Genomic DNA, 22,952 nt, shown 5'->3' on the forward strand with positions numbered 1-22,952 from the left:
CAGAGGTATCACGAACTTTTTATGCCAGCTTAAAAGGACACCCATTCATCCGTTTTAGCTGCCGCAGACGTTTTGCTGTCTGCTGAAGGGGAAGCGGTATTGGCCGCGGTGTACTGCACATCATTCGCTGAGAGGCGGAACTGTTGCACCGAGCGTTGCAGTTCCTCTGTTTGTCGTTCCAGCGCCACGGCCGCGGCGGAAACTTGCTCTACCAATGCAGCGTTCTGTTGCGTTACGCTGTCCATCTGCGTGATCGCCACGCTCACCTGCGAGATGCCCTTATTCTGTTCTTCCGAGGCTGAGGCAATTTGCTTCATGATGACAGTCACTTCGGTGGCACCGCGCAGAATCGCCTCCATGGTTAATCCCGTTTCTTTAACCAAACGAGCACCCTGATCGACACGACGCGATGACTCGCCAATCAGCGTCTCAATCTCTTTCGCCGCCCCGGCGCTGCGACTGGCAAGGTTACGTACTTCACCGGCAACGACGGCAAAACCGCGCCCCTGCTCGCCTGCCCTGGCAGCTTCAACCGCCGCGTTCAGCGCCAGAATATTGGTCTGGAAAGCAATACTATTAATAACTGACGTGATTTCAGCGATCTGTTTAGAACTGGCGGCAATACCGTCCATCGTCTCAACCACTTCTGAAACCAGCGTGCTCCCTTTACCTGCCGTTTCTGTCGCCGTATCGGCAAGCTGGCTGGCTTCACGCGCGTTTTCAGCGTTCAGTTTTACCGTTGCGGTCAGTTGCTCCATGCTGGCAGCGGTCTCTTCCAGCGCTGCGGCCTGCTCTTCAGTACGTGAGGAGAGATCGTTATTCCCGGTGGAAATTTCCGTCGCCCCTCGCCAGATGTTGTCACTACCTGAACGGATAGTGCTGACGGCTTCGCGCAGGCTGTCCTGCATCGCGCACAGTAACGGCACCAGTTGACCCACACAGTTACGACCAAAATCTTCAATTGGATGGCTGAGATCGCCCTGCGCAATCTGCTGAAACTGCTGGCGAATACGCCCCAGCGGTTTCACCATCATGGAAACAAGGTAGCGGTCGGTAAAGAAAAGGAGGGCAATCCCAAGGATCACGGCGGTGATAATTAACGTCCGGATGATAGAGGTTTTGCCATCGACCATCACGCGGGTGGTATCAAGCCGCTCACCCGCCGTAGCGTTAAAACGCTCGGCACTGGCGCCAAATTCACGGCTCAACGCTGGCGTAACGGTGCTGGCATGCTCCGCAAAGGCCGTAAGCGTGCCCTGCTGCGCCAGCTGCATTTGCGGGATCACGCCGTTGTCCAGCAACGCCTGCCACTTTGTCAGTACTGCTGTGGCGACTTCAGGGTCCATGGGACCCGGAGACAATGTTTTCATCTCCTGGAGTTTTTTACTCATATTCTCCAGGGACTGCTGCGCCGGCGCAAAATCAGGCGTTCCGCCGCTCATTTTGACATCCATGGCGCGACTTAAGCGCGTTACGAAGCGAAAGTACTGATCGTTACCCTGACTGAGAACCGTCATCTGATGGACAAGATGACGGTCAATATCATTGCCTTCAGATATTTTTGATAACGAATGAAGACTGAATAAACCCACGCCCGACCAGAGCAGGCAAAAAAGTCCCAGTATTGCCAACATGACAATACGAATAGTGAAGTTTTTCAGCAAACGCATAATAATTTCCTTGCCGTTGATGAGGAATTCGCCATCAGGCGATACTTATCCTTGTTATCGGCAGGCAGTAGAGAAGATATAATGCGTTCTTTATTTTTTTACTTTCTTAAGTACATCCACTCCCTCTCTACACTATATCAATATGAATGCTAATGAAATTAGGTAGCATTATTATTCAGGTAATTAGTTTAAAGCATTAAATAATCTATTGTTTTCTATCGTAAATATTTATTAAACCACGCAAGAGTACGCTCCCAGGCTAAATCCGCGGCAGCTTTATCATAACGGGGGGTAGAATCATTGTGAAAGCCATGATTAACGCCGGGGTAGATATATGCTTCATAGACTTTCTTATTAGCCTTAAGCGCCGCTTCATAGGCAGGCCATCCCTCATTAATTCGGGTATCTAATTGCGCATAGTGCAGTAATAAAGGCGCGTTTATTTTAGGGACATCTGATACAGGAACCTGACGCCCATAAAAAGGCACCGCGCAGGCCAGTTCAGGGAAAGCTACAGCAGCGGCATTCGATACACCGCCACCGTAGCAAAATCCGGTGATACCTACTTTTCCCGTTGTCCCTGAATAATGCTGCATAAATTCAATGGCGGCAAAAAAGTCGTTCATTAACTTTACGGGGTCAACCTGTTGCTGCAATTCCCGACCTTTATCATCATTGCCTGGATATCCCCCTACCGAACTTAACCCATCAGGCGCGAGTGCCATAAAGCCCGCCTTCGCCACCCGTCTCGCCACATCTTCAATATACGGATTCAGCCCACGATTCTCATGCACTACCACCACCGCCGGAACTTTCCCTGTCACCTTCGCAGGTTTAACCAAATACCCCCGCACCTCACCATGCCCTTCAGGTGAGGGATAGGTAATATATTCGGCCAGAATATCGGGATCGGTAAATTCTACCTGTGTTGCGAGAGCGTAGTTGGGTTTCAATAAATTGAATAAGGCCAATGCCGTCATGCCACCCACTGCATATTTCGCTGCCAGATTGAGAAACTCGCGTTTCGTTATTTTTCCATGAGCGTAATAGTCATAGTAGTCGAGCAGTTCTTGCGGAAAATCTTTGGCAGTCAAACGCGGCATCGTCGCACTCCTGATTGATGTTTTTTTAAGCAAAGCACAGAGGCCTGTTTTTGCCCAGTTTTTCATCTCAGTGTGACATGGTGAACGGGATATTCACCGTGAACCCGCTAGAATAGAAACGTTGTTTCGAAATTCACCTGCACTAAGGAGATCTCATGGCCTGGTTTGCCAATCCTGAACGTTACGAGCAGATGCTCTATCGCTATTGTGGACGCAGCGGTTTGCGTTTACCCGCGCTATCGCTGGGTTTATGGCACAGTTTTGGGCACGTTCAGGCGCTGGATTCACAGCGCGCCCTGTTGCGTAAAGCATTTGATTTAGGCATCACGCATTTTGATTTAGCCAATAACTATGGGCCGCCACCAGGCAGCGCAGAAGAGAATTTTGGCCGATTACTGCGCGAGGATTTTGCCCACTATCGTGATGAACTGATTATCTCCACCAAGGCAGGCTATGACATGTGGCCAGGGCCATACGGTTCTGGCGGTTCTCGCAAATACCTGCTCGCCAGCCTCGACCAGAGTCTGAAACGCATGGGCCTCGACTATGTCGATATCTTCTACTCGCACCGCGTTGACGAAAATACGCCAATGGAAGAGACCGCCTCGGCGCTGGCCCACGCCGTGCAAAGCGGCAAAGCGCTGTATGTCGGCATCTCATCCTATTCCCCGGAACGTACGCAGAAAATGGCCGAGTTGATGCGGGAATGGAAAATTCCATTGCTGATCCACCAGCCGTCTTACAACCTGCTTAACCGCTGGGTAGACAGCAGCGGCCTGCTGGATACGCTGGAATCCAACGGCATGGGCTGTATCGCATTTACGCCGCTGGCTCAGGGACTGCTGACGGGGAAATACCTCAACGGTATTCCGGAAGGTTCACGCATGCAGCGTGAAGGGAAAAAAGTTCGTGGGTTAACGGAAAACATGCTGACGGAAGAAAACCTTACCAGCCTGCGTTTGCTCAATGAGATGGCGCAACAGCGCGGACAGTCGATGGCACAAATGGCCTTAAGCTGGCTGCTAAAAGACAACCGGGTAACGTCGGTATTGATTGGCGCCAGCCGACCGGAGCAACTGGAAGAGAACGTTCAGGCGCTGGCGAATCTAACGTTCAGCACCGAAGAACTGGCGCAGATCGATAAGCACGTCGCGGACGGTAAGCTGAACCTGTGGCAGGCCTCATCTGACAAATAGCCGTTTGTAACACCGTGCCGGGTGGCAGCGTTAGCCTCCCCGGCACGTAATACGGGCCAGCCACTCCCTCACACCTCTTCCGCTTTAATCTCTGGACGTTGATATTCCGGCCACACCAGCGCGACAAGTGCAGGATAGGCTTCCAGGCTGAACTCCCTGAAGCACTGACGTAAGTTAAGCACGTCCAGATCGGCATGCGGGACCTTCTCACCACTCAGACAGCGTTTTTTAATATTGTCGTAATATTTATACACCGCAGAGTTGAGATCGCTGCAACGCCGCTGTGCATCAAATAGCCCTGGCGTCTCATTCAGCTCCACCATTGTCATCCGTTTGATCGTCGAGTGGATAAAATCGATATATTCGTGATTGACGCGCCAATACCAAACCGGAGTAATCGAATTCATCAGTATCGAGAAATGATCTTCACCCTCTTCTTTACTCAGTATTTCCGGTTGGTTTTCAGCGTATCCATTTTCTGCATTGCGGTCTTTATTTGCACTGCGCATCAACAAAAGTACCCCGCAAGTCAGCAATAGCAGGGTAATAACAGAATAAAATATACTGTTCATATACTGGCTCCATTTTTTTTGATTTTAAAATTACACCATGCTATTGTCAACGCGGCATGGTTTATTTAAAACAACATATCATTGGCATCAAAGGATATTTCAACATGCTTCCCGAGCATCTTGTTCCCTCGCGTTTTCACTTATCCAGCTCATCTACCAATACTAAACCCGCAGATAATAATGAAAATTTGACTCAGGGGAAGATAACATTAAGCGATTACGAATCCGATATTTTGATTAGCTCTACTGCTACCGGTCAGTCACGCAATATGCTATTTGAAGAGTGCGACCGTCATTTAAAAGAGCGTCTGTTTCGTGCAGCAAAAATTGAGTCATTCTCTCGCCTGCTCAATTCACTACAGGCAGAGGGCGACATTAACGCACAAGAATTAAGTAAAATTTTGACTCAAAAAACAGCCATCATAAATGAACAGGGCAACAAAATTTGGCTTAATTTAATTACGCGTGAAACCAGCGACCCTATTTTTTATTCTCTGGAAGAGAAATAAAATGAAAGATGTTGAGGATAATAATGTTTATTTGGCTTTAGATAACCATAAAAGCGATGAGTTTGTCTTAAAGCAAAATTTAGCCGTGTTGATAGCCAATAAAAACGCCACGCTGGAAAGCGTTGCTCAGGAGATAGTCTCTATTCCCGCTGCACTGGTGCGGATGAAATGGCAAAATCGGCGTGAAATTTACTCGCTACAGGCTAAAGAAGAGATCTACGGTGCCGCGATCGAAGCCATTATGGAGCTACAACCAGAACTGCGGGACAAAATCATGGCCCGACTGGAAAGCACCTACCAGCATATACTCGCGCGGGAAACAGCCACCTTACGCCTGACCCGAAAGCTGTCTGAAGGGAACTACGAACCCACCAGGATAACCACGGTCGCGTTAGATGAGAACAGATAAGAACAAGTGTGCAAGGGAGTTGAATCAGGAGAGGCACGCCGGGTAAGGTGGCAACCATTACCCGGCAATGATGAGGATTACTTCGCTTTCACAGTCTCTTCGCCAACCAGACCAATCTTCAGGAAGCCCGCCTGATGCAGCGTATCCATCACCTTCATCATGGTCTCATAATCAACGGTTTTATCTGCCCGGAAGAAAATCGTGGTGTCTTTCTTCCCTTCAGTTAGCGCATTTAACTCGTTAATCATGGTGTCATCCGTCACCTGATTGTTGCCAATAAACATACTTTTATCAGCTTTAACAGACAGATAAACCGGTTTTTCCGGACGCGGCTGCGGCGTACTGGTGGAGGCAGGAAGATTCACTTTCACATCCACCGTTGCCAACGGTGCGGCCACCATAAAAATGATCAATAAAACCAACATAACGTCGATAAACGGCGTCACGTTGATTTCATGCATTTCACCGTTATCGTCCAGGTTTTCATTAAAGCTCATTGCCATGGAACATTATCCTACACGTAATTTCTGCGCTGCACGTACCGGATGCGCGGATGCGCTTGCGTTCAGGTCCAGATCGCGACTTTGCAGCAACAGCACCTGTGCCGCGACGTCACCCAGCATCGCTTTATAGCTGCCAATCTGACGTGCGAAAATGTTGTATATAACAACCGCTGGAATTGCTGCGACCAGACCGATTGCGGTCGCTAACAGCGCTTCTGCGATACCCGGCGCAACAACGGCCAGGTTGGTCGTTTGGGTTTGTGCAATCCCGATGAAGCTATTCATGATGCCCCATACGGTACCGAACAGACCGACGAATGGAGAGATAGCCCCGATGGTAGCCAGGTATCCGTTACCGCGGCCCATATGACGACCTACCGCCGCCACACGACGCTCCAGACGGAAGCCGGTACGCTCTTTAATGCCTTCGTTATCGTCGCTGCCTTCTGACAGTTCCAGCTCGTTCTGCGCTTCGTTAATCAACTGGGCGCCGAGGCTTTTGCCATCGAATCCTGCGGCAATCTCACTTGCCATATCTAAAGAGCGGGCTTCCGCCAGCAGTTGCTGTTCACGCTTAAGGCGGCGTTTCTGAGTAAAGAACTCAAGGCTCTTACTAAAGAAGATAGCCCAGGTGACCACTGACGCCAAAATCAGCCCAATCATCACGCACTTAACCACGATATCGGCGTGCTGATACATACCCCAGACGGAAAGATCCGTCTGCATCAAATTATTACCCACTCTGTATCTCCAGGACGCAAATCACAAAATCTGAGCGTAATGATATCAAAAAGACGTCGAATTGATAGTCGTTCTCATTACTATTTACATATTGCCGCACCTTTGGTTTCTTTTCCTTGCGCTTACGCAGTAAAAAAGTCACCTGAAGCATTTTGAGATTATTTTCTACTGTATGACCGTTCTGCTGGATGCGTCATCTTTGATTCATGGTAGTTTAGACATCCAGACGTATAAAAACAGGTAAGACAACATGGCAGATAAGCAACTTGAAACCAAGCTCGTTCACGCAGGACGCAGTAAAAAGTACACGCTGGGCTCGGTAAATAGCGTGATCCAGCGCGCTTCTTCGCTGGTGTTTGACACCGTAGAGGCCAAAAAACAGGCCACGCACAACCGGGCGAACGGTGCGCTTTTCTATGGGCGTCGCGGAACCCTGACGCATTTCTCTCTTCAGGAAGCGATGTGCGAACTGGAAGGTGGTGCGGGTTGCGCCCTGTTCCCCTGCGGTGCGGCGGCCGTTGCCAACACCATCCTTGCCTTTGTGGAGCAAGGGGATCATGTGCTGATGACCAATACCGCCTATGAACCCAGTCAGGATTTCTGCACCAAAATTCTCGGCAAGCTCGGCGTGTCCACCGGCTGGTTCGATCCGCTGGTTGGCGCCGATATCGTTAAGCACATACAGCCGAACACGAAAGTCGTATTTCTGGAATCTCCCGGCTCTGTCACGATGGAAGTGCATGATGTTCCTGCTATTGTTGCCGCCGTCAGAAGCATCGCGCCAGATGCAATCATCATGATTGATAACACCTGGGCTGCCGGGGTGCTGTTCAAAGCGTTGGATTTTGGCATCGATATCTCTATTCAGGCAGGAACCAAATATCTGATTGGTCATTCTGACGGCATGGTCGGCACGGCGGTATCTAATGCCCGCTGCTGGGATCAGCTGCGCGAAAATGCCTATCTGATGGGGCAAATGCTGGACGCCGATACCGCTTATATGACCAGCCGTGGACTGCGTACGCTGAGCGTTCGCCTGCGTCAGCACCATGAAAGCAGTTTAAAGGTCGCCGAGTGGCTGGCCAACCATCCGCAGGTCGCCCGCGTGAACCACCCGGCGCTGCCCGGCAGTAAAGGGCATGAATTCTGGAAGCGTGATTTCACCGGCAGCAGCGGCCTGTTCTCCTTTGTATTGAATAAGAAACTCAATAATGAAGAGCTGGCCGCGTATCTGGATCACTTCAGCCTGTTCAGCATGGCCTACTCCTGGGGCGGTTTTGAGTCGCTGATTCTCGCCAACCAGCCGGAACACATTGCGGCAATCCGTCCACAAGGCGAGGTGGACTTCAGCGGAACGCTTATCCGTTTACACATCGGTTTAGAGAATGTTGACGATCTGATTGCCGATTTGGCCGCAGGATTTGCCCGAATCGAGTAAAATTACCACAGATGGACATATATGCAGACACTTCTGGTGGAAAAGTCTGCAATTGTTGCGTCCGGGATCAAGGCATCCCGGGCAATTCAGGAGTACAATCCGCACATAAACGCTGTTCCACAGGAAAGTCCATGGTAGTCATTCAAGATATTGTCTCCGCGCTCTGGCAACACGATTTTGCCGCACTGGCGGATCCGCACGTTGTGAGCGTGGTGTACTTCGTCATGTTCGCCACGCTGTTTTTAGAAAATGGCCTGCTGCCCGCCTCCTTTTTACCCGGCGACAGCCTGTTATTACTGGCAGGAGCGCTGATCGCTCAGGACGTGATGAGTTTTTTACCTACCATAGCTATTCTGACGGCGGCAGCCAGTCTGGGCTGCTGGCTGAGCTACATTCAGGGACGCTGGCTAGGCAACACGCGCACGGTGAAAGGTTGGCTGGCGCAATTACCGGAAAAATACCATCAGCGTGCCACCTGCATGTTTGACCAACACGGGTTGATGGCGCTGCTGGCAGGGCGTTTCCTGGCGTTCGTTCGTACCTTGCTGCCAACAATGGCGGGCATTTCAGGGCTTCCTAACCGTCGATTCCAGTTTTTTAACTGGCTGAGTGGCCTGCTGTGGGTCACCGTCGTCACCAGTTTCGGCTATGCGCTGAGCATGATCCCGTTCGTTAAACGCCATGAAGATCAGGTGATGACCTTTCTAATGATCCTGCCGATTGCCCTGTTAACCGCAGGATTGTTGGGAACATTGTTCGTGGTGATTAAAAAAAAATACTGTAGCGCCTGAATATTATCCGTAGGCCGGGGTAATTCCCGGCATTACGCCTGATGGCGCGCAGCTTCAAGGCCTACGGTGTACCTGCAGGCCTACAAGAAATCAACTCCCCTGCATCATACGAATTCTGGCCGCATCTTCCCCCGGCGTTACGCCAAAGAAACGTTTGAACTCCCGACTGAATTGCGATGCGCTCTCATAGCCGACGCGCATGGCAGCCGCACTGGCCTTCATTCCATCGTGAATAATCATCATCCGTGCTTTATGCAGGCGATAGCTCTTAAGATATTGCAGCGGCGACGTGCTGGTCACCGCTTTAAAATTATGATGAAACGCCGACACGCTCATGTTCGCTTCAGCTGCCAGCTGTTCTACATTGAGGTTTTCGGTGTATTTGGTTTCAATCCGCTTTAGCACCCGGCTTATCAAACTGAAATGCGTCTGGCGGCTGACCAGCGCAAGTAACGCGCCGCCGCGCGGCCCGGTCAACACATGGTAGAGGATCTCGCGAATAATCTGTTTCCCCAGAATACGCGCATCCAGCGGTCGCTCCATCACATCCAGCAGGCGCTCAGCAGCGCAGAGAATTTCGTCAGAGAGCGTCGCAGAGTTAATCCCGCTGGCTGCCATGGCGGGCTGGAACAGCTCGTCTTCCCCAATGTCCATCAACAGCTCCTGCAATTGCAGAATATCGACATTCAGGTAAATACCAGCCAGAGGTACCTCCGGCGTCGCATACGTTTCACATTCAAAGGGTAAAGGTACGGTTAGCAGCAGGTATTCGTTGGCGTCATAGCGAAATACGCGCTCATTGATATAACCAATTTTATGTCCCGAAAAGAGAAATATGATGCCTGGCTGATACATGACCGGTGTACGCGCCGCAGGCTCCGTACCGTGTAACAGGCGGACATCTGGCAGCAGTTCGTTAAGTTTATTTTCATTGTTTTTCAGCTGCTTAATTTTATCTGTCAGCAGAAGGCAGATCTCATCACGGTTCATGTAGCACCATTTCATCATCGGTTTTCGACCCTGACATAATGCGCAGATTTATTCGTTTTCTCCAGCAGTCTGTAGAAATGGGCAAGACATCGGCAGAAATGAGCATTGAGAGCAGAGCGGCGGGCGACCACAATGTTCATCATCCGGCAGACACTCACCTGCCCTCTTTTATTACCCACCAAAGGGAACGAGCAATGAACAACTTTAATCTCCATACCCCAACACGTATTTTGTTTGGTAAAGGCGCAATTGCTGAGCTGCGCGATCAAATTCCTCAGGACGCTCGCGTACTGGTTACCTACGGCGGCGGCAGTGTGAAAAAAACCGGCGTCCTGGCACAGGTTCAGGACGCGCTGAAAGGGCTGGACGTGCTGGAGTTTGGCGGTATCGAGCCAAACCCGTCTTATGAAACGCTGATGAACGCAGTAAAAATCGTGCGTGATGAGAAAGTGACGTTTCTGCTGGCGGTAGGTGGCGGTTCAGTGCTGGACGGCACCAAATTCATCGCGGCAGCAGCACAGTACGCAGACGGCATCGATCCATGGCGCATTCTGGAAACCCACGGCAACGACGTAACAAGCGCCATCCCGATGGGCTCCGTGTTAACCCTGCCTGCAACCGGCTCTGAATCTAACTCCGGCGCGGTAATTTCGCGTAAAACCACTGGCGATAAACTGGCCTTTATGACCCCGTTTGTGCAGCCAGTATTTGCCGTACTGGATCCGGTTTACACCTACACCCTGCCGCCGCGTCAGGTCGCAAACGGCGTCGTGGATGCCTTCGTGCATACCGTGGAACAGTATGTGACTTATCCGGTGGACGGGAAAATTCAGGATCGCTTTGCCGAAGGCATTCTGCTTACGCTGGTAGAAGAAGGCCCGAAAGCCTTGCAGGAGCCGGAAAACTACAACGTACGTGCGAACGTCATGTGGGCGGCAACCCAGGCGCTGAACGGCCTGATTGGTGCAGGCGTACCGCAGGACTGGGCAACGCATATGTTGGGCCATGAACTGACCGCAATGCACGGTCTGGATCATGCCCAAACGCTGGCCATCGTTCTGCCAGCGCTGTGGAATGAAAAACGTGATACCAAGCGTGCCAAACTGCTGCAATACGCAGAGCGTATCTGGAATATCACCGAAGGTTCCGACGACCAGCGCATCGACGCCGCCATTGCGGCTACCCGCGCTTTCTTCGAACAAATGGGCGTACCAACTCGCCTGTCTGACTATGGCCTGGACGGTAGCTCCATCCCGGCGTTGCTGGAAAAACTGGAAGCTCACGGTGGTACGCAACTGGGCGAACATCAGGACATTACGCTTGAAGTCAGCCGTCGGATTTACGAAGCTGCCCGCTAAGGTTTTTTAACCTCCGCCTTTCGTTTTTGGGTATTTATACCAGGCTTAAGTCACACCTATGTCACCGGGGGCTGCTCCGGTGACAGTCATTCAGGGGGGAATTATGACCGGTCCAACCATTATCAAACTACAGGATGGTAACGTCATGCCGCAACTGGGCCTGGGGGTCTGGAAGGCAAGCAACGAAGAAGTCATCACCGCCATTCATAAAGCGCTGGAAGTGGGGTATCGCTCAATTGATACCGCTGCGGCGTACAAAAACGAAGAAGGTGTCGGCAAAGCAATACGCGATGCTGGCGTACCACGGGACGAGTTATTCATTACCACCAAGCTGTGGAATGATGACCAAAAACGCCCCCGGGAAGCCTTGCTTGAAAGCATGGAAAAACTCCAGCTTGATTACCTCGATCTGTACCTGATGCACTGGCCGGTTCCGGCGATCGACCACTATGTTGAAGCATGGGAAAACATGATCGACCTGCAAAAAGAAGGTCTGATTAAGAGCATCGGCGTCTGCAACTTTCAGATCAATCATCTCCAGCGGCTGATGGATGAAACCGGCGTACCTCCGGTGATTAACCAGATCGAACTTCATCCGCTTATGCAACAGCGCCAGCTGCACGCCTGGAACGCAACGCATAAAATCCAGACCGAATCCTGGAGTCCGCTGGCGCAAGGCGGCAAAGACGTCTTCGATCAAAAGATCATCCGCGACCTCGCTGAGAAATATGGCAAATCACCGGCGCAGATCGTCATCCGCTGGCATCTGGATAGCGGTCTGGTGGTTATTCCGAAATCAGTCACCCCGGCGCGTATCGCAGAAAACTTTAACGTCTGGGACTTCCGCCTGGATAAAGACGAATTAGGCGAAATCGCGAAGCTTGATCAGGGCAAACGTCTGGGGCCAGACCCGGAGCAGTTCGGCGGTTAACCCCTTCCCTCCAGCCCGACACTCTCGTCGGGCCTTTACTGATTTGAAATATCAGGAAACAATTCACACACATATATTGATGTATTTCTTGCAGTCGCTGGAGCAGCATTACGCAACATAACCTGTTAATTATTAAATAAATATATTCATTTAATGAATGTATTTACCATACCCATAGGTGCGTAAACGTGACTGAGAAAAAAAGTAGCGGAGTCAAATGGCTCCCATTAATTCTTATAATATTCATCTCTGCCGGACTGTGGCAGCTGACCCCTCCCTCCGGGTTAAGTGCGCCAGCCTGGCATTCGGCAATTATCTTCGTCGCGACTATTGCCTCTATCGTGGCAAAAGTTTTACCCATCGGCGCGGTCGGCATTATTGGGATTACGGTTTTTGCACTCGCCTATGCTGCCGGGGATAAAACCGCCAGCGGCGCTATCACCACGGCACTGAGTGAGCTGAACAGTTCACTTATCTGGCTTATCGTCGTGGCTTTTATGATTGCCCGCGGGTTTATCAAAACCGGCCTCGGACGACGCATTGCGCTGCAGATGATCCGCCTGCTCGGCAAGCGCACGCTAGGGCTCGCCTACGGTCTGGCCTTTGCCGATCTGATCCTATCTCCCGCAATGCCGAGTAATACAGCACGCTGCGGCGGCGTCATCTATCCGATTGCCGACTCTCTGGCACGTAGTTTCCATTCGAACCCGGAAGATGAGTCCCGCAGTAAAATCGGTACCTTTCTTATAACCTGTATTGGCAACGTCAACGACGTCACCGCCGCGCTCTTTATGACCGGCTATACCGGCAACCTGTTAGCGGTGAAGCTGGCGGCCAATGCGGGCGTCACGCTGACCTGGGGCAGCTGGTTTATGGCGGCGCTGCTGCCATGCCTGGTGTCCTTACTGCTGGTTCCACTGCTGGTCTACTGGATCGTGCGCCCGGAAATTAAACACACGCCGGATGCCCCGAATCTGGCGCGCAAAGAGCTGGCGGAAATGGGCAGTATGTCTCGCGGCGAATGGCTGATGCTGGCTACCGTCGGCGTGCTGCTGGTGCTGTGGATTTTTGGCGATACGTTAGGCGTCGACGCCACCACTGCCTCGTTCGTGGGGCTGTCCATTTTATTGCTAAGCGGCGTTCTGAGCTGGGAAGATGTGAAGAGCGAGAAAGGCGCATGGGACACGCTGATTTGGTTTGCCGCGCTGTTGATGATGGCGAACCAGCTGAAAAAACTGGGCTTCACCACCTGGTTTGGCAATCTGATCGGCGATAGCCTGAGCAGTACCATGCACGGTACAAGTTGGGTGATCGTCCTGCTGCTGCTGAACGCCGCCTACTTCTATACCCACTACTTTTTTGCCAGCGGTAATGCACAGATTGCCGCGCTGTACGCCGTTTTCCTCGGCGTCGGTCTGCATCTGAATATTCCCGCAGCCCCCACGGCATTAATGCTGGCCTTCACCAGCAGTTTGTACTGCTCGCTCACCCAGTACACCCACGCTCGCGGTCCAATCCTGTTTGGTGCCGGGTACGTTCCAACGGGCGTCTGGTGGCGCACAGGATTTATCATCAGCTTGTTTAACCAGGCGGTGTTTATCACCGTGGGTCTGATGTGGTGGAAGGTGTTAGGTCTGTACTAAACTGACTGCGTCCTGACGAATCACCTTACCTGCGGAGAAAAGGAATGACCTGTATTTTCTGTCAAATTGTTGAAGGTAAAGCACCCTGCCATAAGGTCTGGGAAGACGAGCACCATCTGGCTTTTCTGTCGATTTTCCCGAACACCGACGGTTTTACCGTGGTGATCCCGAAAAAGCATTACCCCAGCTATGCCTTCGATATGCCGCCGCAGGCGCTGGCTGACCTGATGCTGGCAACCCAAAAAGTGGCTAAGAAACTGGATAAGGCTTTCCCGGATGTCAGTCGTACCGGGATGTTCTTCGAAGGTTTCGGCGTAGACCATGTGCACAGCAAATTAAGCCCCATGCATGGCACTGGCGATCTAACCCACTGGAAACCGATTGAAGCGCGGCAGAACAAATTTTTCGAGCAGTATGAAGGATATTTGTCATCACACGATCATGAACGAGCGGATGATGCAAAACTGGCCGCATTAGCGGCCAGAATTCGTGAAGCATAGCTAGATTAGCGTCCCGCTACTTTCCCGCGTTTTTTGTTTGCGGCAGGTGTCTGACGCTGGTGCGCCACCGGTGTGTGCTTGGTCAACGCCGGACGGGTATGACGGTTCTGGCGACGCGCTTCGCGCATCTCTTCCAGCGTAGGTGCCGGAACCAGACATTCGCGACGACCGCCGATCAGATGCTTTTTACCCATATCTTCCAGCGCCTGGCGGATTAACGGCCAGTTGGCTGGATCGTGGTAACGCAGCAGGGCTTTATGCAAACGACGCTGCTTATCACCTTTCGGCACCACCACGTCTTCACTCTTATAACCAATTTTACCCAGCGGGTTTTTCCCGGTGTAATACATGGTTGTGGAGTTCGCCAACGGCGATGGATAGAAGTTCTGCACCTGATCCAGACGGAAACGACGTTGCTTCAACCACAACGCCAGATTCACCATATCTTCGTCACGCGTACCTGGGTGCGCGGAAATAAAGTACGGGATCAGATACTGCTCTTTACCCGCCTGTTTCGAGTAGGTATCGAACAATTCCTTAAAGCGATCGTAGCTGCCCATCCCCGGCTTCATCATCTTCGACAGCGGGCCTTCTTCGGTATGCTCTGGCGCAATCTTCAGATAGCCGCCAACGTGGTGGGTCGCCAGCTCTTTGATATAGCGTGGGTCTTCAACCGCGATGTCATAACGCACGCCCGAAGCGATAAGGATCTTTTTAATGCCTTTCAAATCACGTGCACGGCGATAGAGGTTAATCGTCGGTTCATGGTTGGTGTCCATGTGCGGACAGATATCCGGGTAGACGCATGACAAACGGCGGCAGGTCTGCTCCGCGCGCGGTGACTTACAGCGCAGCATATACATGTTTGCCGTTGGGCCGCCGAGGTCAGAAATCACGCCGGTAAAGCCTGGAACGGTATCGCGAATAGCTTCTATTTCATTGATGATCGAGTCTTCAGAGCGGCTCTGGATGATGCGACCTTCGTGCTCGGTGATCGAGCAGAACGAGCAACCGCCAAAGCAGCCACGCATAATGTTGATCGAGAAACGGATCATCTCATAGGCAGGAATGCGGCTGTCGCCATACGCCGGATGCGGCACGCGCTTGTACGGCAGAGCAAAGACGCTATCCATCTCTTCGGTAGAGAGCGGAATGGCTGGCGGGTTGATCCAGATGTAGCGATCGCCGTGCTTTTGCATCAGCGCACGCGCGCAGCCTGGATTGGTTTCGTGGTGCAGGATACGCGACGCATGCGCATACAGCACTTTATCGCCCTTCACTTTTTCGAAGGACGGCAGCAGCACGTAGGTTTTTTCCCACGGTTTCGGGCGCGGCGGCTGTACGGTTACCGCTTTCGCTTCCTGCTTTTTCGGTGCCACAGGTTTGTTGTCAGCACACGGCAGATCTTCACCATACGGATGCGGGATCGGGTCAATCTTGCCCGGCGTGTCGAGACGCGTGGAATCCACCCCACTCCAACCCGGCAGCGCTTCTTTAACCATAATCGCAGTGTTACGCACGTCGCGGATCTGATCGATGGTTTCACCCATCGCCAGACGATGCGCCACTTCCACCAGTGGACGTTCGCCGTTGCCGAACATCAGCATGTCGGCTTTGGAATCCACCAGAACAGAGCGACGAACGGTATCAGACCAGTAGTCATAGTGCGCGGTACGGCGCAGGCTGGCCTCAATACCGCCGAGAATAACCGGCACGTCTTTCCATGCTTCTTTACAGCGCTGGGTATAGACCAGCGTGGCACGGTCCGGGCGTTTACCTGCTACGTTGTCAGGCGTGTAGGCATCGTCATGGCGCAGTCGGCGATCGGCGGTGTAGCGGTTGATCATCGAGTCCATGTTGCCTGCGGTCACACCAAAGAACAGGTTCGGTTTACCCAAACGCATAAAATCGTCTTTGTTGTTCCACTCCGGCTGGGCGATAATCCCTACACGAAAGCCCTGCGCTTCCAGCATACGGCCGCAAATTGCCATGCCAAAGCTGGGATGATCGACGTATGCATCGCCGGTAACCAGAATGATGTCGCAGCTATCCCAGCCAAGTTGGTCCATTTCGTCGCGTGACATCGGCAAAAACGGTGCCGGGCCAAAACAGGCAGCCCAGTACTGCGGCCAGGAGAAAAGGTCTCTGTCCGGCTGGATCAGGGATATTGCGCTCATAATGCTTCCAAAAATGGTAAAAAAATAATCAAAGGCCGGGGATTATACGCTGTATGCCGGCAAGAAATGAAGTGGAGTCTGAACCAGAGCAGTAGAAAGTTATATAAATTGTTAAATTTTACGACACTCATTTTTATCAATCATAATTAACACCATGCCGGCCAGCTGAGATAACTCTTTTTCGGCGGGGGATTTTTCATTGCGACTCAACGATTCACTGCATATTTCCCAGTTACGGGTTGTTGTTCACCTGTGTGGGTTTCTGGTTCTTCTCTACAGCTTTTCTATGCTGCCACCGATGACCATCGCGTTGTTAAATAAAGAGCGGAGCTTGTTCGCTTTTTTCAGCACGTTTATGACTTTCTTCACCCTCGGCGGCGGGGCGTGGCTGGCAACCAAACATGCGGGTATTCAACTGCGAACACGGGATGGTTTCGTCATTATCGTCCTGTTCTGGCTGTTGTTTTCGTTTATCAGCGCGATGCCGATGTGGATGGACGATGGCTTAAACCTCTCTTTTGCGGATGCCCTGTTTGAAGGGGTTTCCGGGATTACCACCACGGGCGCAACGGTAATTGGCGACGTCAGCGCCATGCCAAAATCGTATCTGTACTACCGGGCTCAGCTTAATTTTATTGGTGGCCTGGGGGTTATTGTCCTCGCCGTGGCGGTGTTACCACTGCTGGGTATTGGCGGCATGAAGCTGTATCAGTCTGAAATGCCGGGCCCCTTTAAAGAAGAACGCCTCACGCCAAGACTTGCTGATACTGCACGTACGCTGTGGATGACCTATGTCATTCTGGGGCTTATTTGTACTCTGGCCTACTGGGCTGCCGGGATGTCGTTCTTCGATGCCTTATGCCACGGGCTATCTACAGTCTCTCTCGGCGGATTTTCCACTCGCAGCGAGAGCATCGGCTTTTATAACAGCCACGCTATTGAGCTAGTTGCCGGACTGTTTTCACTGCTGTCTGCGTTTAACTTCACCCTCTGGTACGTTGCTATCGTGAAACGTACCTTCAAGCCCTTTCGTCGCAATGCCGAACTGCGTTTCTTTTTGTTGATTGCGCTGGTCGTCACTCTGATCGCCACCTGGCAAGTTTGGCGGGCAGGCATGTACGGATTAACGGACAGCCTGGTGCATGCTTTTTTTCTGGCCAGTTCGATGCTGACAGATAATGGCCTGTCGACGGCGGATTACGCGCAGTGGCCTTCGCACACGATCTTTATGTTGCTCAGCGCCAGTTTCTTCGGCGGTTGTGTGGGCTCGACCTGCGGCGGGATTAAGGTGCTACGCTTTTTGATTATGTTCAAGCAGTGCCGTCAGGAGTTACACCAGCTCGCGCATCCCCGCGCCCTGCTGAATATCAAAGTGGGCAATAGCGTGGTAAGCGACCGGGTGGTGCGTTCGGTATGGAGCTTTTTCTTTCTCTACGTTTTGTTCACCAGCTTTTTTATCTGGGCGCTCAATCTGATGGGCTACGATCTCTTCTCCTCTTTTGCCACCGTCGCCGCCTGCATCAACAATATGGGGCTGGGATTTGGCGTCACCGCCACGACATTTGGCACCTTAAATGAGGAAGCAAAGCTACTGATGTGCGCGGCCATGATCATGGGGCGTCTGGAGATTTACCCCATTCTGATCCTGTTCTCGCGCATGTTCTGGCGGGCGTAACGGGAACCCCGGCGCATTACGGCGCCGGGTTCACCAACATCTGTCCGATTGAGCCACGATCCGCCATTTCCAGCGTCTGGCTATTAAAGTAGAACGGGAAATGGGCCCAGGAAGGCTGTCCGTAATAAACCAGTAATTCAACCTGGCCGTCGACCCAGACGGTATCTTTCCAGCCTCTGTCTTCCGGGAACGGCATCGCGCCATTCACATTACGGATCAGGAACGAGACGCCTTCAATATGGAAAGACTGAGGCATATCCGCCCGCACAGTCCAGCGCTCCCAGGAGCCCTGCTGGGCAGTAATATCCATACGGTTGACGTCCCACAACTGACCGTTGATGCCAGGGTCGTCATCCAGGCTGATATCACGGCTGCGAATCGGCGAACCGCTAAGGATTTCCGTTGGCAGCAGGCGCATTGGCAGGCTGTCGGTCACCAGCGGCAGAAGACCTGTCGGGCGCAACGTCAATACCAGCGTGGAGATGAGAATACTGGAAGGCTCAAAGAACCCGCGGATCCTGTCGACAATACTGGCTGCCTCACCACAGGTGATAGAGACCTCATTTCCGTTAGTCATATCCACCAGGATCTCTCGACGCTCGCCCGGTGCCAGCGAGAGCTGTTTCACCGAAACAGGCGCAGGTAAAAAACCCTGATCGCTGGAAATCACATGCAGCGCACGGCCATCGCTCATTTGCAGCTGGTAACGACGCGAGTTTGAAGCGTTCAGCAAACGCAAACGCACCCAGCCGCGGGAGACTTCGACATACGGACTTTGCGCCCCATTGACCAGCAGCGTATCACCGACAAAGCCACCGCTGCCGGGCTCGCTGTATTCCGGCGTGCCAAAGTTGTCCAGCCGCTTGTCCTGGATAATGACCGGAAAATCATCCACGCCATAGTGGTTGGGAATAGACAGTGATTTACTCACTTCATCTTCAACCAGCCACATCCCGGCAAGGCCGTTATAGACCTGCTGAGCAGTACGATTTGGCGTATTGGCGTGATACCACAGCGTGGCGGCATTCTGGCGAATCGGCAGCACTGGCGCCCAGTCAGCATTCGGGGACATCATGCGCGCCGGGCCGCCCATCAGCGGACCTGGTACCTGTAACCCGGCGACGGTCATCGAGACATTTTCAGTCAGACGGTTGCTGTAGATAAGCTTGACGTCATCCCCTTTCCAGACGCGAATTGTCGGTCCCAGGTAGCGGCCGTTAATTCCCCAGACAGGTGCGCGCGTGCCTTGTGTAAAGGACCAGTGCGCACGTTGCAGCGTCATAAATAGCGGCTGCCCCCGGCGGGATTCCAGCAGCGGAGGCACGGGTAACGGTTGTTGCTGACCGGCAGCATTAGCCTTCAGCGGAACAGCACCTGCACACAGTGCGATCCCCGATGCCTGAATGAACTGACGCCGACTGAATGACATATAAACTCCATAAAAAACTGGCTATTAACACGCAGGAAGTCATTTCCTGTAAAAAACCCGAATTGCGCGGATTAAACCTTACCGGCGGCTTCCCGCTCAGCAACTTCTTTATCGAGTTCTGCGATTTTTTGTTCCATCAGCGTGCGGCAATGCGCTGCCAGTTCACGAACCTGATCTTTCCCAAAGTGGCTAATGTCCACCGGCGGCAACATCTCGACAATCGCCAGACCATTATTGAGTCGGTTTAATTTTATCTTGTTCGAGGTTGTGGAAACGCACACCGGAATGACCGGGACACCAGCAGCAATCGCCGCATGGAACGCACCGGTTTTAAACGGCAGCAGACCGCGACCACGGCTACGCGTTCCTTCTGGGAACATCCAGATAGAAATGCGGCGTTTTTTGAAATGATTTACCACGGCAGCAATGGTGCTGTGTGCTTTTGCGCGGTTGTTTCTGTCAATCAACAGGTTACCGGTTAACCAGTACAGCTGCCCGAAGAAAGGGATCCACAGCAGGCTTTTTTTACCTACCGTCACCGTCGGCGGCTGAACGATATTCGCAGCGGTAACCATGTCATAGTTGTTCTGATGGTTACAAATATAGATAGCATTACCATAGTTCTGCGCGTCTGCCGGCATGCGGCACTCGACCTTCAGGCCATAAAGGGGAGCCAGGCGGCCAAACATATGACCGAACGTTGCAACGTGTTTTGGATTTCGTGGACTGAACAGACAGTATATGCAACCGAAAATACAGACCAGAACGCAGTAAATAACAGTAATAATTAAACGAAAAATATATAGCATAACAACCTCTAAGGCCTAAGAGCCTGGCATTTTACGTCACCTGATTCATCATGCGGTATCAGGTTAGGGCTTTGTTAAGGGCGGCTCTCTGGAAAAGCGTATTGTTAATCGCAACGCACGAATAAACAACGGTTTCACGGGAATTTTTAACGTTGGCTCTCCCTGGGTTTTAACAGGGAGAGCCGGACGGTAGCGTTATTCTTCGCTGTCGCCGTGACTGGCGCGTCGAGGCGAGTCAATCTCAATGCTGTCGATACGCTGCAGACCACGCATTAGCGTGCCGCGACGACCGCGCTCACCGGTCACTTTCTGCAACTCTTCAGGACGCAGTTTGATTTTGCGCTTACCGACGTGGATAGTCAGCGTGCTCTGTGGCGGCAGCACGTAAAGTTGCGCCAGACCATCTTCGCCTTTCGCCGCTTCCGCTGAAGGGATATTGATGATCTTGTTCCCTTTGCCTTTCGACAATTGCGGTAAATCGCTTACCGGGAACATCAACATGCGACCGGCCTGGGTAATCGCCAGCAGCATATCGGTTTCATTTTCAATCACTACTGGCTTCATGACTCGTGCATTTTCTGGCAGCGTAATCAATGCCTTGCCTGCGCGGTTACGTGCGACCAGGTCATTGAAGGTGCAGACAAAACCGTAGCCTGCATCAGAAGCCATCAGCAGTTTCTGATCGTCGCCTTCCATCAGCATGTGCTCAACCGTCGCACCCGGCGGCAGCGTGAGCTTCCCGGTCAGCGGTTCACCCTGACCGCGCGCCGACGGCAGAGTAATCGGGTCGATGGCATAGCTGCGTCCGGTGGAGTCCACGAACACCACCGGCTGATTGCTTTTACCTTTCACTGCCGACTTAAAGCTGTCGCCCGCTTTATAGCTTAATCCCGGCGCATCAATGTCGTGGCCTTTCGCGCTACGCACCCAACCACTCTGGGACAGCACGATGGTCACCGGCTCAGATGGCAGCATGTCGTGCTCGCTCATCGCCTTCGCTTCTTCGCGTTCCTGCAACGGAGAGCGACGATCGTCGCCATAGGCGTCTGCATCGGCCTGCAGCTCTTTCTTCAGCAGGTTACTCATTTTACGTTCGGAAGCCAGAATGGCCTGCAACTGATCGCGCTCTTTCGCCAGCTCATCCTGCTCACCGCGGATTTTCATCTCTTCGAGTTTGGCAAGGTGGCGCAATTTCAGCTCAAGGATGGCTTCAGCCTGAGTTTCAGAAATACCAAACCGCGACATCAGCTCTGGCTTAGGTTCATCTTCATGACGAATAATTTCGATGACTTCGTCAATGTTGAGGAACGCCACCAGCAAACCTTCAAGGATGTGCAGGCGCTTGAGCACTTTTTCCAGACGATAATTCAGGCGGCGACGCACAGTATCACGGCGGAACGCCAGCCATTCGGTGAGGATCTCCAGCAGGTTTTTCACCGCCGGACGACCATCAAGACCGATCATGTTCAGATTGATACGGTAGCTTTTTTCGAGATCGGTGGTAGCAAACAGGTGGTTCATCACCTGCTCCATATCCACACGATTCGAGCGCGGAACAATCACCAGACGGGTCGGGTTTTCGTGATCCGACTCGTCGCGCAGGTCGTCTACCATCGGCAGCTTTTTATTGCGCATTTGAGCAGCGATCTGCTCCAGCACTTTAGCCCCGGAAACCTGATGCGGCAGCGCGGAAATCACCACCGCGCCGTCTTCTTTCGTCCAGACCGCACGCATACGTACGGAGCCGCGTCCGTTTTCGTAAATCTTACGAATTTCCGCGCGCGAGGTAATGATTTCAGCTTCGGTTGGGTAATCCGGCCCTTGCACGATATCCAGCAACTGATCCAGCGTCGTTTTCGGCTGCTCAATCAGAGTAATCGCTGCTTTTGCCACTTCACGCAGGTTATGTGGCGGAATGTCCGTTGCCATACCAACGGCAATACCGGTCGTGCCGTTCAGCAGAATATTTGGCAGACGCGCAGGCAGCATCTTCGGCTCCTGCATGGTGCCGTCGAAGTTAGGCACCCAGTCCGACGTTCCCTGACCGAGTTCACCCAGCAGGACTTCCGCATACTTAGACAGACGTGATTCGGTATAACGCATCGCCGCGAAGGATTTCGGATCGTCCGGTGCCCCCCAGTTCCCCTGCCCGTCAACCAGTGGGTAACGGTAAGAGAACGGCTGCGCCATCAGCACCATCGCTTCATAGCAGGCGCTGTCGCCGTGTGGATGGTATTTACCCAGCACGTCACCGACTGTACGGGCGGATTTTTTAAATTTGGCGCTGGCATTCAGCCCCAGTTCGGACATCGCGTACACGATGCGACGCTGAACGGGTTTCAAACCATCGCCAATAAACGGCAACGCCCTGTCCATGATGACGTACATGGAGTAGTTCAGATAGGCGTTTTCCGTGAATTCATGCAGCGCCAGGCGCTCTGCCATATCGCTCATTAATCGTGGTTCCTCAACTTTGTACCCCTCTATTGAAGGGCAATATTGCCGCAG

20 protein-coding genes are annotated in these 22,952 nt (G+C 52.4%); 10 read left to right on the forward strand and 10 right to left on the reverse strand.

Translation table 11 applies throughout. The features are described from left to right. Positions 1-29: 29 nt before the first annotated feature. Both BZK41_RS25240 and yghX read right to left on the reverse strand, forming a co-directional pair. Positions 30-1,670 (reverse strand): methyl-accepting chemotaxis protein, encoded by a 1,641-nt coding sequence (locus BZK41_RS25240; RefSeq protein ID WP_079939985.1) that lies wholly within the window; start codon positions 1,668-1,670, stop codon positions 30-32. A gap of 215 nt (positions 1,671-1,885) precedes the next feature. Beyond that, a complete protein-coding gene (gene yghX / locus BZK41_RS25245) occupies positions 1,886-2,773 on the reverse strand; it encodes a YghX family hydrolase (protein WP_079939986.1) in 888 nt (295 codons plus the stop codon). Between the two features lie 155 nt (positions 2,774-2,928). Here yghX and BZK41_RS25250 point away from each other — a divergent pair, with 155 nt between their 5' ends. After that, positions 2,929-3,969 (forward strand): aldo/keto reductase, encoded by a 1,041-nt coding sequence (locus tag BZK41_RS25250; RefSeq protein ID WP_079939987.1) that lies wholly within the window; start codon positions 2,929-2,931, stop codon positions 3,967-3,969. A 68-nt stretch (positions 3,970-4,037) separates the two neighbouring features. On the opposite strand, the gene BZK41_RS25255 is transcribed toward BZK41_RS25250, so the two are convergent. After that, positions 4,038-4,541, reverse strand: coding sequence for an ESA_00282 family adhesion-associated protein (locus BZK41_RS25255; protein WP_079939988.1), 504 nt, complete (start codon positions 4,539-4,541; stop codon positions 4,038-4,040). Between the two features lie 104 nt (positions 4,542-4,645). Between BZK41_RS25255 and BZK41_RS25260 the strand changes: the two genes are divergently transcribed. After that, a complete protein-coding gene (locus tag BZK41_RS25260; protein WP_079939989.1) occupies positions 4,646-5,050 on the forward strand; it encodes a hypothetical protein in 405 nt (134 codons plus the stop codon). 1 nt (position 5,051) lies between these two features. After that, positions 5,052-5,459 (forward strand): cytoplasmic protein, encoded by a 408-nt coding sequence (locus tag BZK41_RS25265; RefSeq protein WP_079939990.1) that lies wholly within the window; start codon positions 5,052-5,054, stop codon positions 5,457-5,459. 77 nt (positions 5,460-5,536) lie between these two features. On the opposite strand, the gene exbD is transcribed toward BZK41_RS25265, so the two are convergent. Both exbD and exbB read right to left on the reverse strand, forming a co-directional pair. Then, positions 5,537-5,962, reverse strand: a complete 426-nt coding sequence (gene exbD / locus BZK41_RS25270; RefSeq protein ID WP_079939991.1) for a TonB system transport protein ExbD — start codon at positions 5,960-5,962, stop codon at positions 5,537-5,539. A 6-nt stretch (positions 5,963-5,968) separates the two neighbouring features. Further along, positions 5,969-6,703 (reverse strand): tol-pal system-associated acyl-CoA thioesterase, encoded by a 735-nt coding sequence (exbB, locus tag BZK41_RS25275; RefSeq protein ID WP_079939993.1) that lies wholly within the window; start codon positions 6,701-6,703, stop codon positions 5,969-5,971. Between the two features lie 250 nt (positions 6,704-6,953). Between exbB and metC the strand changes: the two genes are divergently transcribed. Next, a complete protein-coding gene (metC, locus tag BZK41_RS25280; protein WP_079939995.1) occupies positions 6,954-8,141 on the forward strand; it encodes a cystathionine beta-lyase in 1,188 nt (395 codons plus the stop codon). A gap of 131 nt (positions 8,142-8,272) precedes the next feature. Further along, positions 8,273-8,932 (forward strand): DedA family general envelope maintenance protein YghB, encoded by a 660-nt coding sequence (gene yghB / locus BZK41_RS25285; protein WP_003024510.1) that lies wholly within the window; start codon positions 8,273-8,275, stop codon positions 8,930-8,932. 90 nt (positions 8,933-9,022) lie between these two features. On the opposite strand, the gene BZK41_RS25290 is transcribed toward yghB, so the two are convergent. Continuing rightward, complete coding sequence (locus tag BZK41_RS25290; RefSeq protein ID WP_139762670.1) at positions 9,023-9,922, reverse strand: AraC family transcriptional regulator; 900 nt, start codon at positions 9,920-9,922, stop codon at positions 9,023-9,025. Positions 9,923-10,116: 194 nt separating this feature from the next. On the opposite strand from BZK41_RS25290, the gene yqhD reads away from it, so the two are divergent. From yqhD to BZK41_RS25310, 4 genes are all read left to right on the forward strand, one after another. Then, positions 10,117-11,280, forward strand: a complete 1,164-nt coding sequence (gene yqhD / locus BZK41_RS25295) for an alcohol dehydrogenase (protein ID WP_048215537.1) — start codon at positions 10,117-10,119, stop codon at positions 11,278-11,280. 103 nt (positions 11,281-11,383) lie between these two features. Further along, positions 11,384-12,211 carry a 2,5-didehydrogluconate reductase DkgA gene (gene dkgA, locus BZK41_RS25300; protein ID WP_079939997.1) on the forward strand — a complete coding sequence of 276 codons (828 nt, stop codon included), beginning with the start codon at positions 11,384-11,386 and terminating at the stop codon, positions 12,209-12,211. A 188-nt stretch (positions 12,212-12,399) separates the two neighbouring features. Continuing rightward, complete coding sequence (locus BZK41_RS25305) at positions 12,400-13,854, forward strand: DASS family sodium-coupled anion symporter (RefSeq protein WP_079939999.1); 1,455 nt, start codon at positions 12,400-12,402, stop codon at positions 13,852-13,854. Between the two features lie 44 nt (positions 13,855-13,898). Continuing rightward, complete coding sequence (locus tag BZK41_RS25310) at positions 13,899-14,354, forward strand: HIT family protein (RefSeq protein WP_008785817.1); 456 nt, start codon at positions 13,899-13,901, stop codon at positions 14,352-14,354. Positions 14,355-14,359: 5 nt separating this feature from the next. On the opposite strand, the gene BZK41_RS25315 is transcribed toward BZK41_RS25310, so the two are convergent. Beyond that, positions 14,360-16,531 carry a YgiQ family radical SAM protein gene (locus BZK41_RS25315; protein ID WP_003024532.1) on the reverse strand — a complete coding sequence of 724 codons (2,172 nt, stop codon included), beginning with the start codon at positions 16,529-16,531 and terminating at the stop codon, positions 14,360-14,362. Between the two features lie 199 nt (positions 16,532-16,730). On the opposite strand from BZK41_RS25315, the gene BZK41_RS25320 reads away from it, so the two are divergent. Further along, the gene (locus tag BZK41_RS25320) at positions 16,731-18,206 is read left to right on the forward strand and encodes a TrkH family potassium uptake protein (protein WP_079940000.1); all 1,476 of its coding nucleotides are present in this window, start codon (positions 16,731-16,733) and stop codon (positions 18,204-18,206) included. Positions 18,207-18,222: 16 nt separating this feature from the next. On the opposite strand, the gene ftsP is transcribed toward BZK41_RS25320, so the two are convergent. The 3 genes from ftsP to parC all read right to left on the reverse strand — a co-directional run bounded on the left by ftsP (position 18,223) and on the right by parC (position 22,898). After that, positions 18,223-19,635, reverse strand: coding sequence for a cell division protein FtsP (ftsP, locus tag BZK41_RS25325; protein ID WP_003024538.1), 1,413 nt, complete (start codon positions 19,633-19,635; stop codon positions 18,223-18,225). Between the two features lie 71 nt (positions 19,636-19,706). Further along, a complete protein-coding gene (gene plsC, locus BZK41_RS25330) occupies positions 19,707-20,444 on the reverse strand; it encodes a 1-acylglycerol-3-phosphate O-acyltransferase (RefSeq protein WP_003024540.1) in 738 nt (245 codons plus the stop codon). 195 nt (positions 20,445-20,639) lie between these two features. Next, positions 20,640-22,898, reverse strand: coding sequence for a DNA topoisomerase IV subunit A (gene parC, locus BZK41_RS25335; RefSeq protein ID WP_079940001.1), 2,259 nt, complete (start codon positions 22,896-22,898; stop codon positions 20,640-20,642). Between the last annotated feature and the right edge of the window lie 54 nt (positions 22,899-22,952).

It is taken from the genome of Citrobacter sp. A316 (genome assembly GCF_002042945.1).
Lineage (GTDB): Bacteria > Pseudomonadota > Gammaproteobacteria > Enterobacterales > Enterobacteriaceae > Citrobacter > Citrobacter portucalensis.

Excerpts from the sequence above, each read along its gene's own strand:
- BZK41_RS25310 (WP_008785817.1), top strand. The coding sequence starts at position 13,899 with ATGACCTGTATTTTCTGTCAAATTGTTGAAGGTAAAGCACCCTGCCAT.
- plsC (WP_003024540.1), bottom strand. The coding sequence starts at position 20,444 with ATGCTATATATTTTTCGTTTAATTATTACTGTTATTTACTGCGTTCTG.
- yghX (WP_079939986.1), bottom strand. The coding sequence starts at position 2,773 with ATGCCGCGTTTGACTGCCAAAGATTTTCCGCAAGAACTGCTCGACTAC.
- yqhD (WP_048215537.1), top strand. The coding sequence starts at position 10,117 with ATGAACAACTTTAATCTCCATACCCCAACACGTATTTTGTTTGGTAAA.
- BZK41_RS25315 (WP_003024532.1), bottom strand. The coding sequence starts at position 16,531 with ATGAGCGCAATATCCCTGATCCAGCCGGACAGAGACCTTTTCTCCTGG.
- exbD (WP_079939991.1), bottom strand. The coding sequence starts at position 5,962 with ATGGCAATGAGCTTTAATGAAAACCTGGACGATAACGGTGAAATGCAT.
- BZK41_RS25240 (WP_079939985.1), bottom strand. The coding sequence starts at position 1,670 with ATGCGTTTGCTGAAAAACTTCACTATTCGTATTGTCATGTTGGCAATA.
- metC (WP_079939995.1), top strand. The coding sequence starts at position 6,954 with ATGGCAGATAAGCAACTTGAAACCAAGCTCGTTCACGCAGGACGCAGT.
- BZK41_RS25290 (WP_139762670.1), bottom strand. The coding sequence starts at position 9,922 with ATGAACCGTGATGAGATCTGCCTTCTGCTGACAGATAAAATTAAGCAG.
- BZK41_RS25260 (WP_079939989.1), top strand. The coding sequence starts at position 4,646 with ATGCTTCCCGAGCATCTTGTTCCCTCGCGTTTTCACTTATCCAGCTCA.
- BZK41_RS25250 (WP_079939987.1), top strand. The coding sequence starts at position 2,929 with ATGGCCTGGTTTGCCAATCCTGAACGTTACGAGCAGATGCTCTATCGC.
- dkgA (WP_079939997.1), top strand. The coding sequence starts at position 11,384 with ATGACCGGTCCAACCATTATCAAACTACAGGATGGTAACGTCATGCCG.
- yghB (WP_003024510.1), top strand. The coding sequence starts at position 8,273 with ATGGTAGTCATTCAAGATATTGTCTCCGCGCTCTGGCAACACGATTTT.
- parC (WP_079940001.1), bottom strand. The coding sequence starts at position 22,898 with ATGAGCGATATGGCAGAGCGCCTGGCGCTGCATGAATTCACGGAAAAC.
- ftsP (WP_003024538.1), bottom strand. The coding sequence starts at position 19,635 with ATGTCATTCAGTCGGCGTCAGTTCATTCAGGCATCGGGGATCGCACTG.
- BZK41_RS25265 (WP_079939990.1), top strand. The coding sequence starts at position 5,052 with ATGAAAGATGTTGAGGATAATAATGTTTATTTGGCTTTAGATAACCAT.
- BZK41_RS25255 (WP_079939988.1), bottom strand. The coding sequence starts at position 4,541 with ATGAACAGTATATTTTATTCTGTTATTACCCTGCTATTGCTGACTTGC.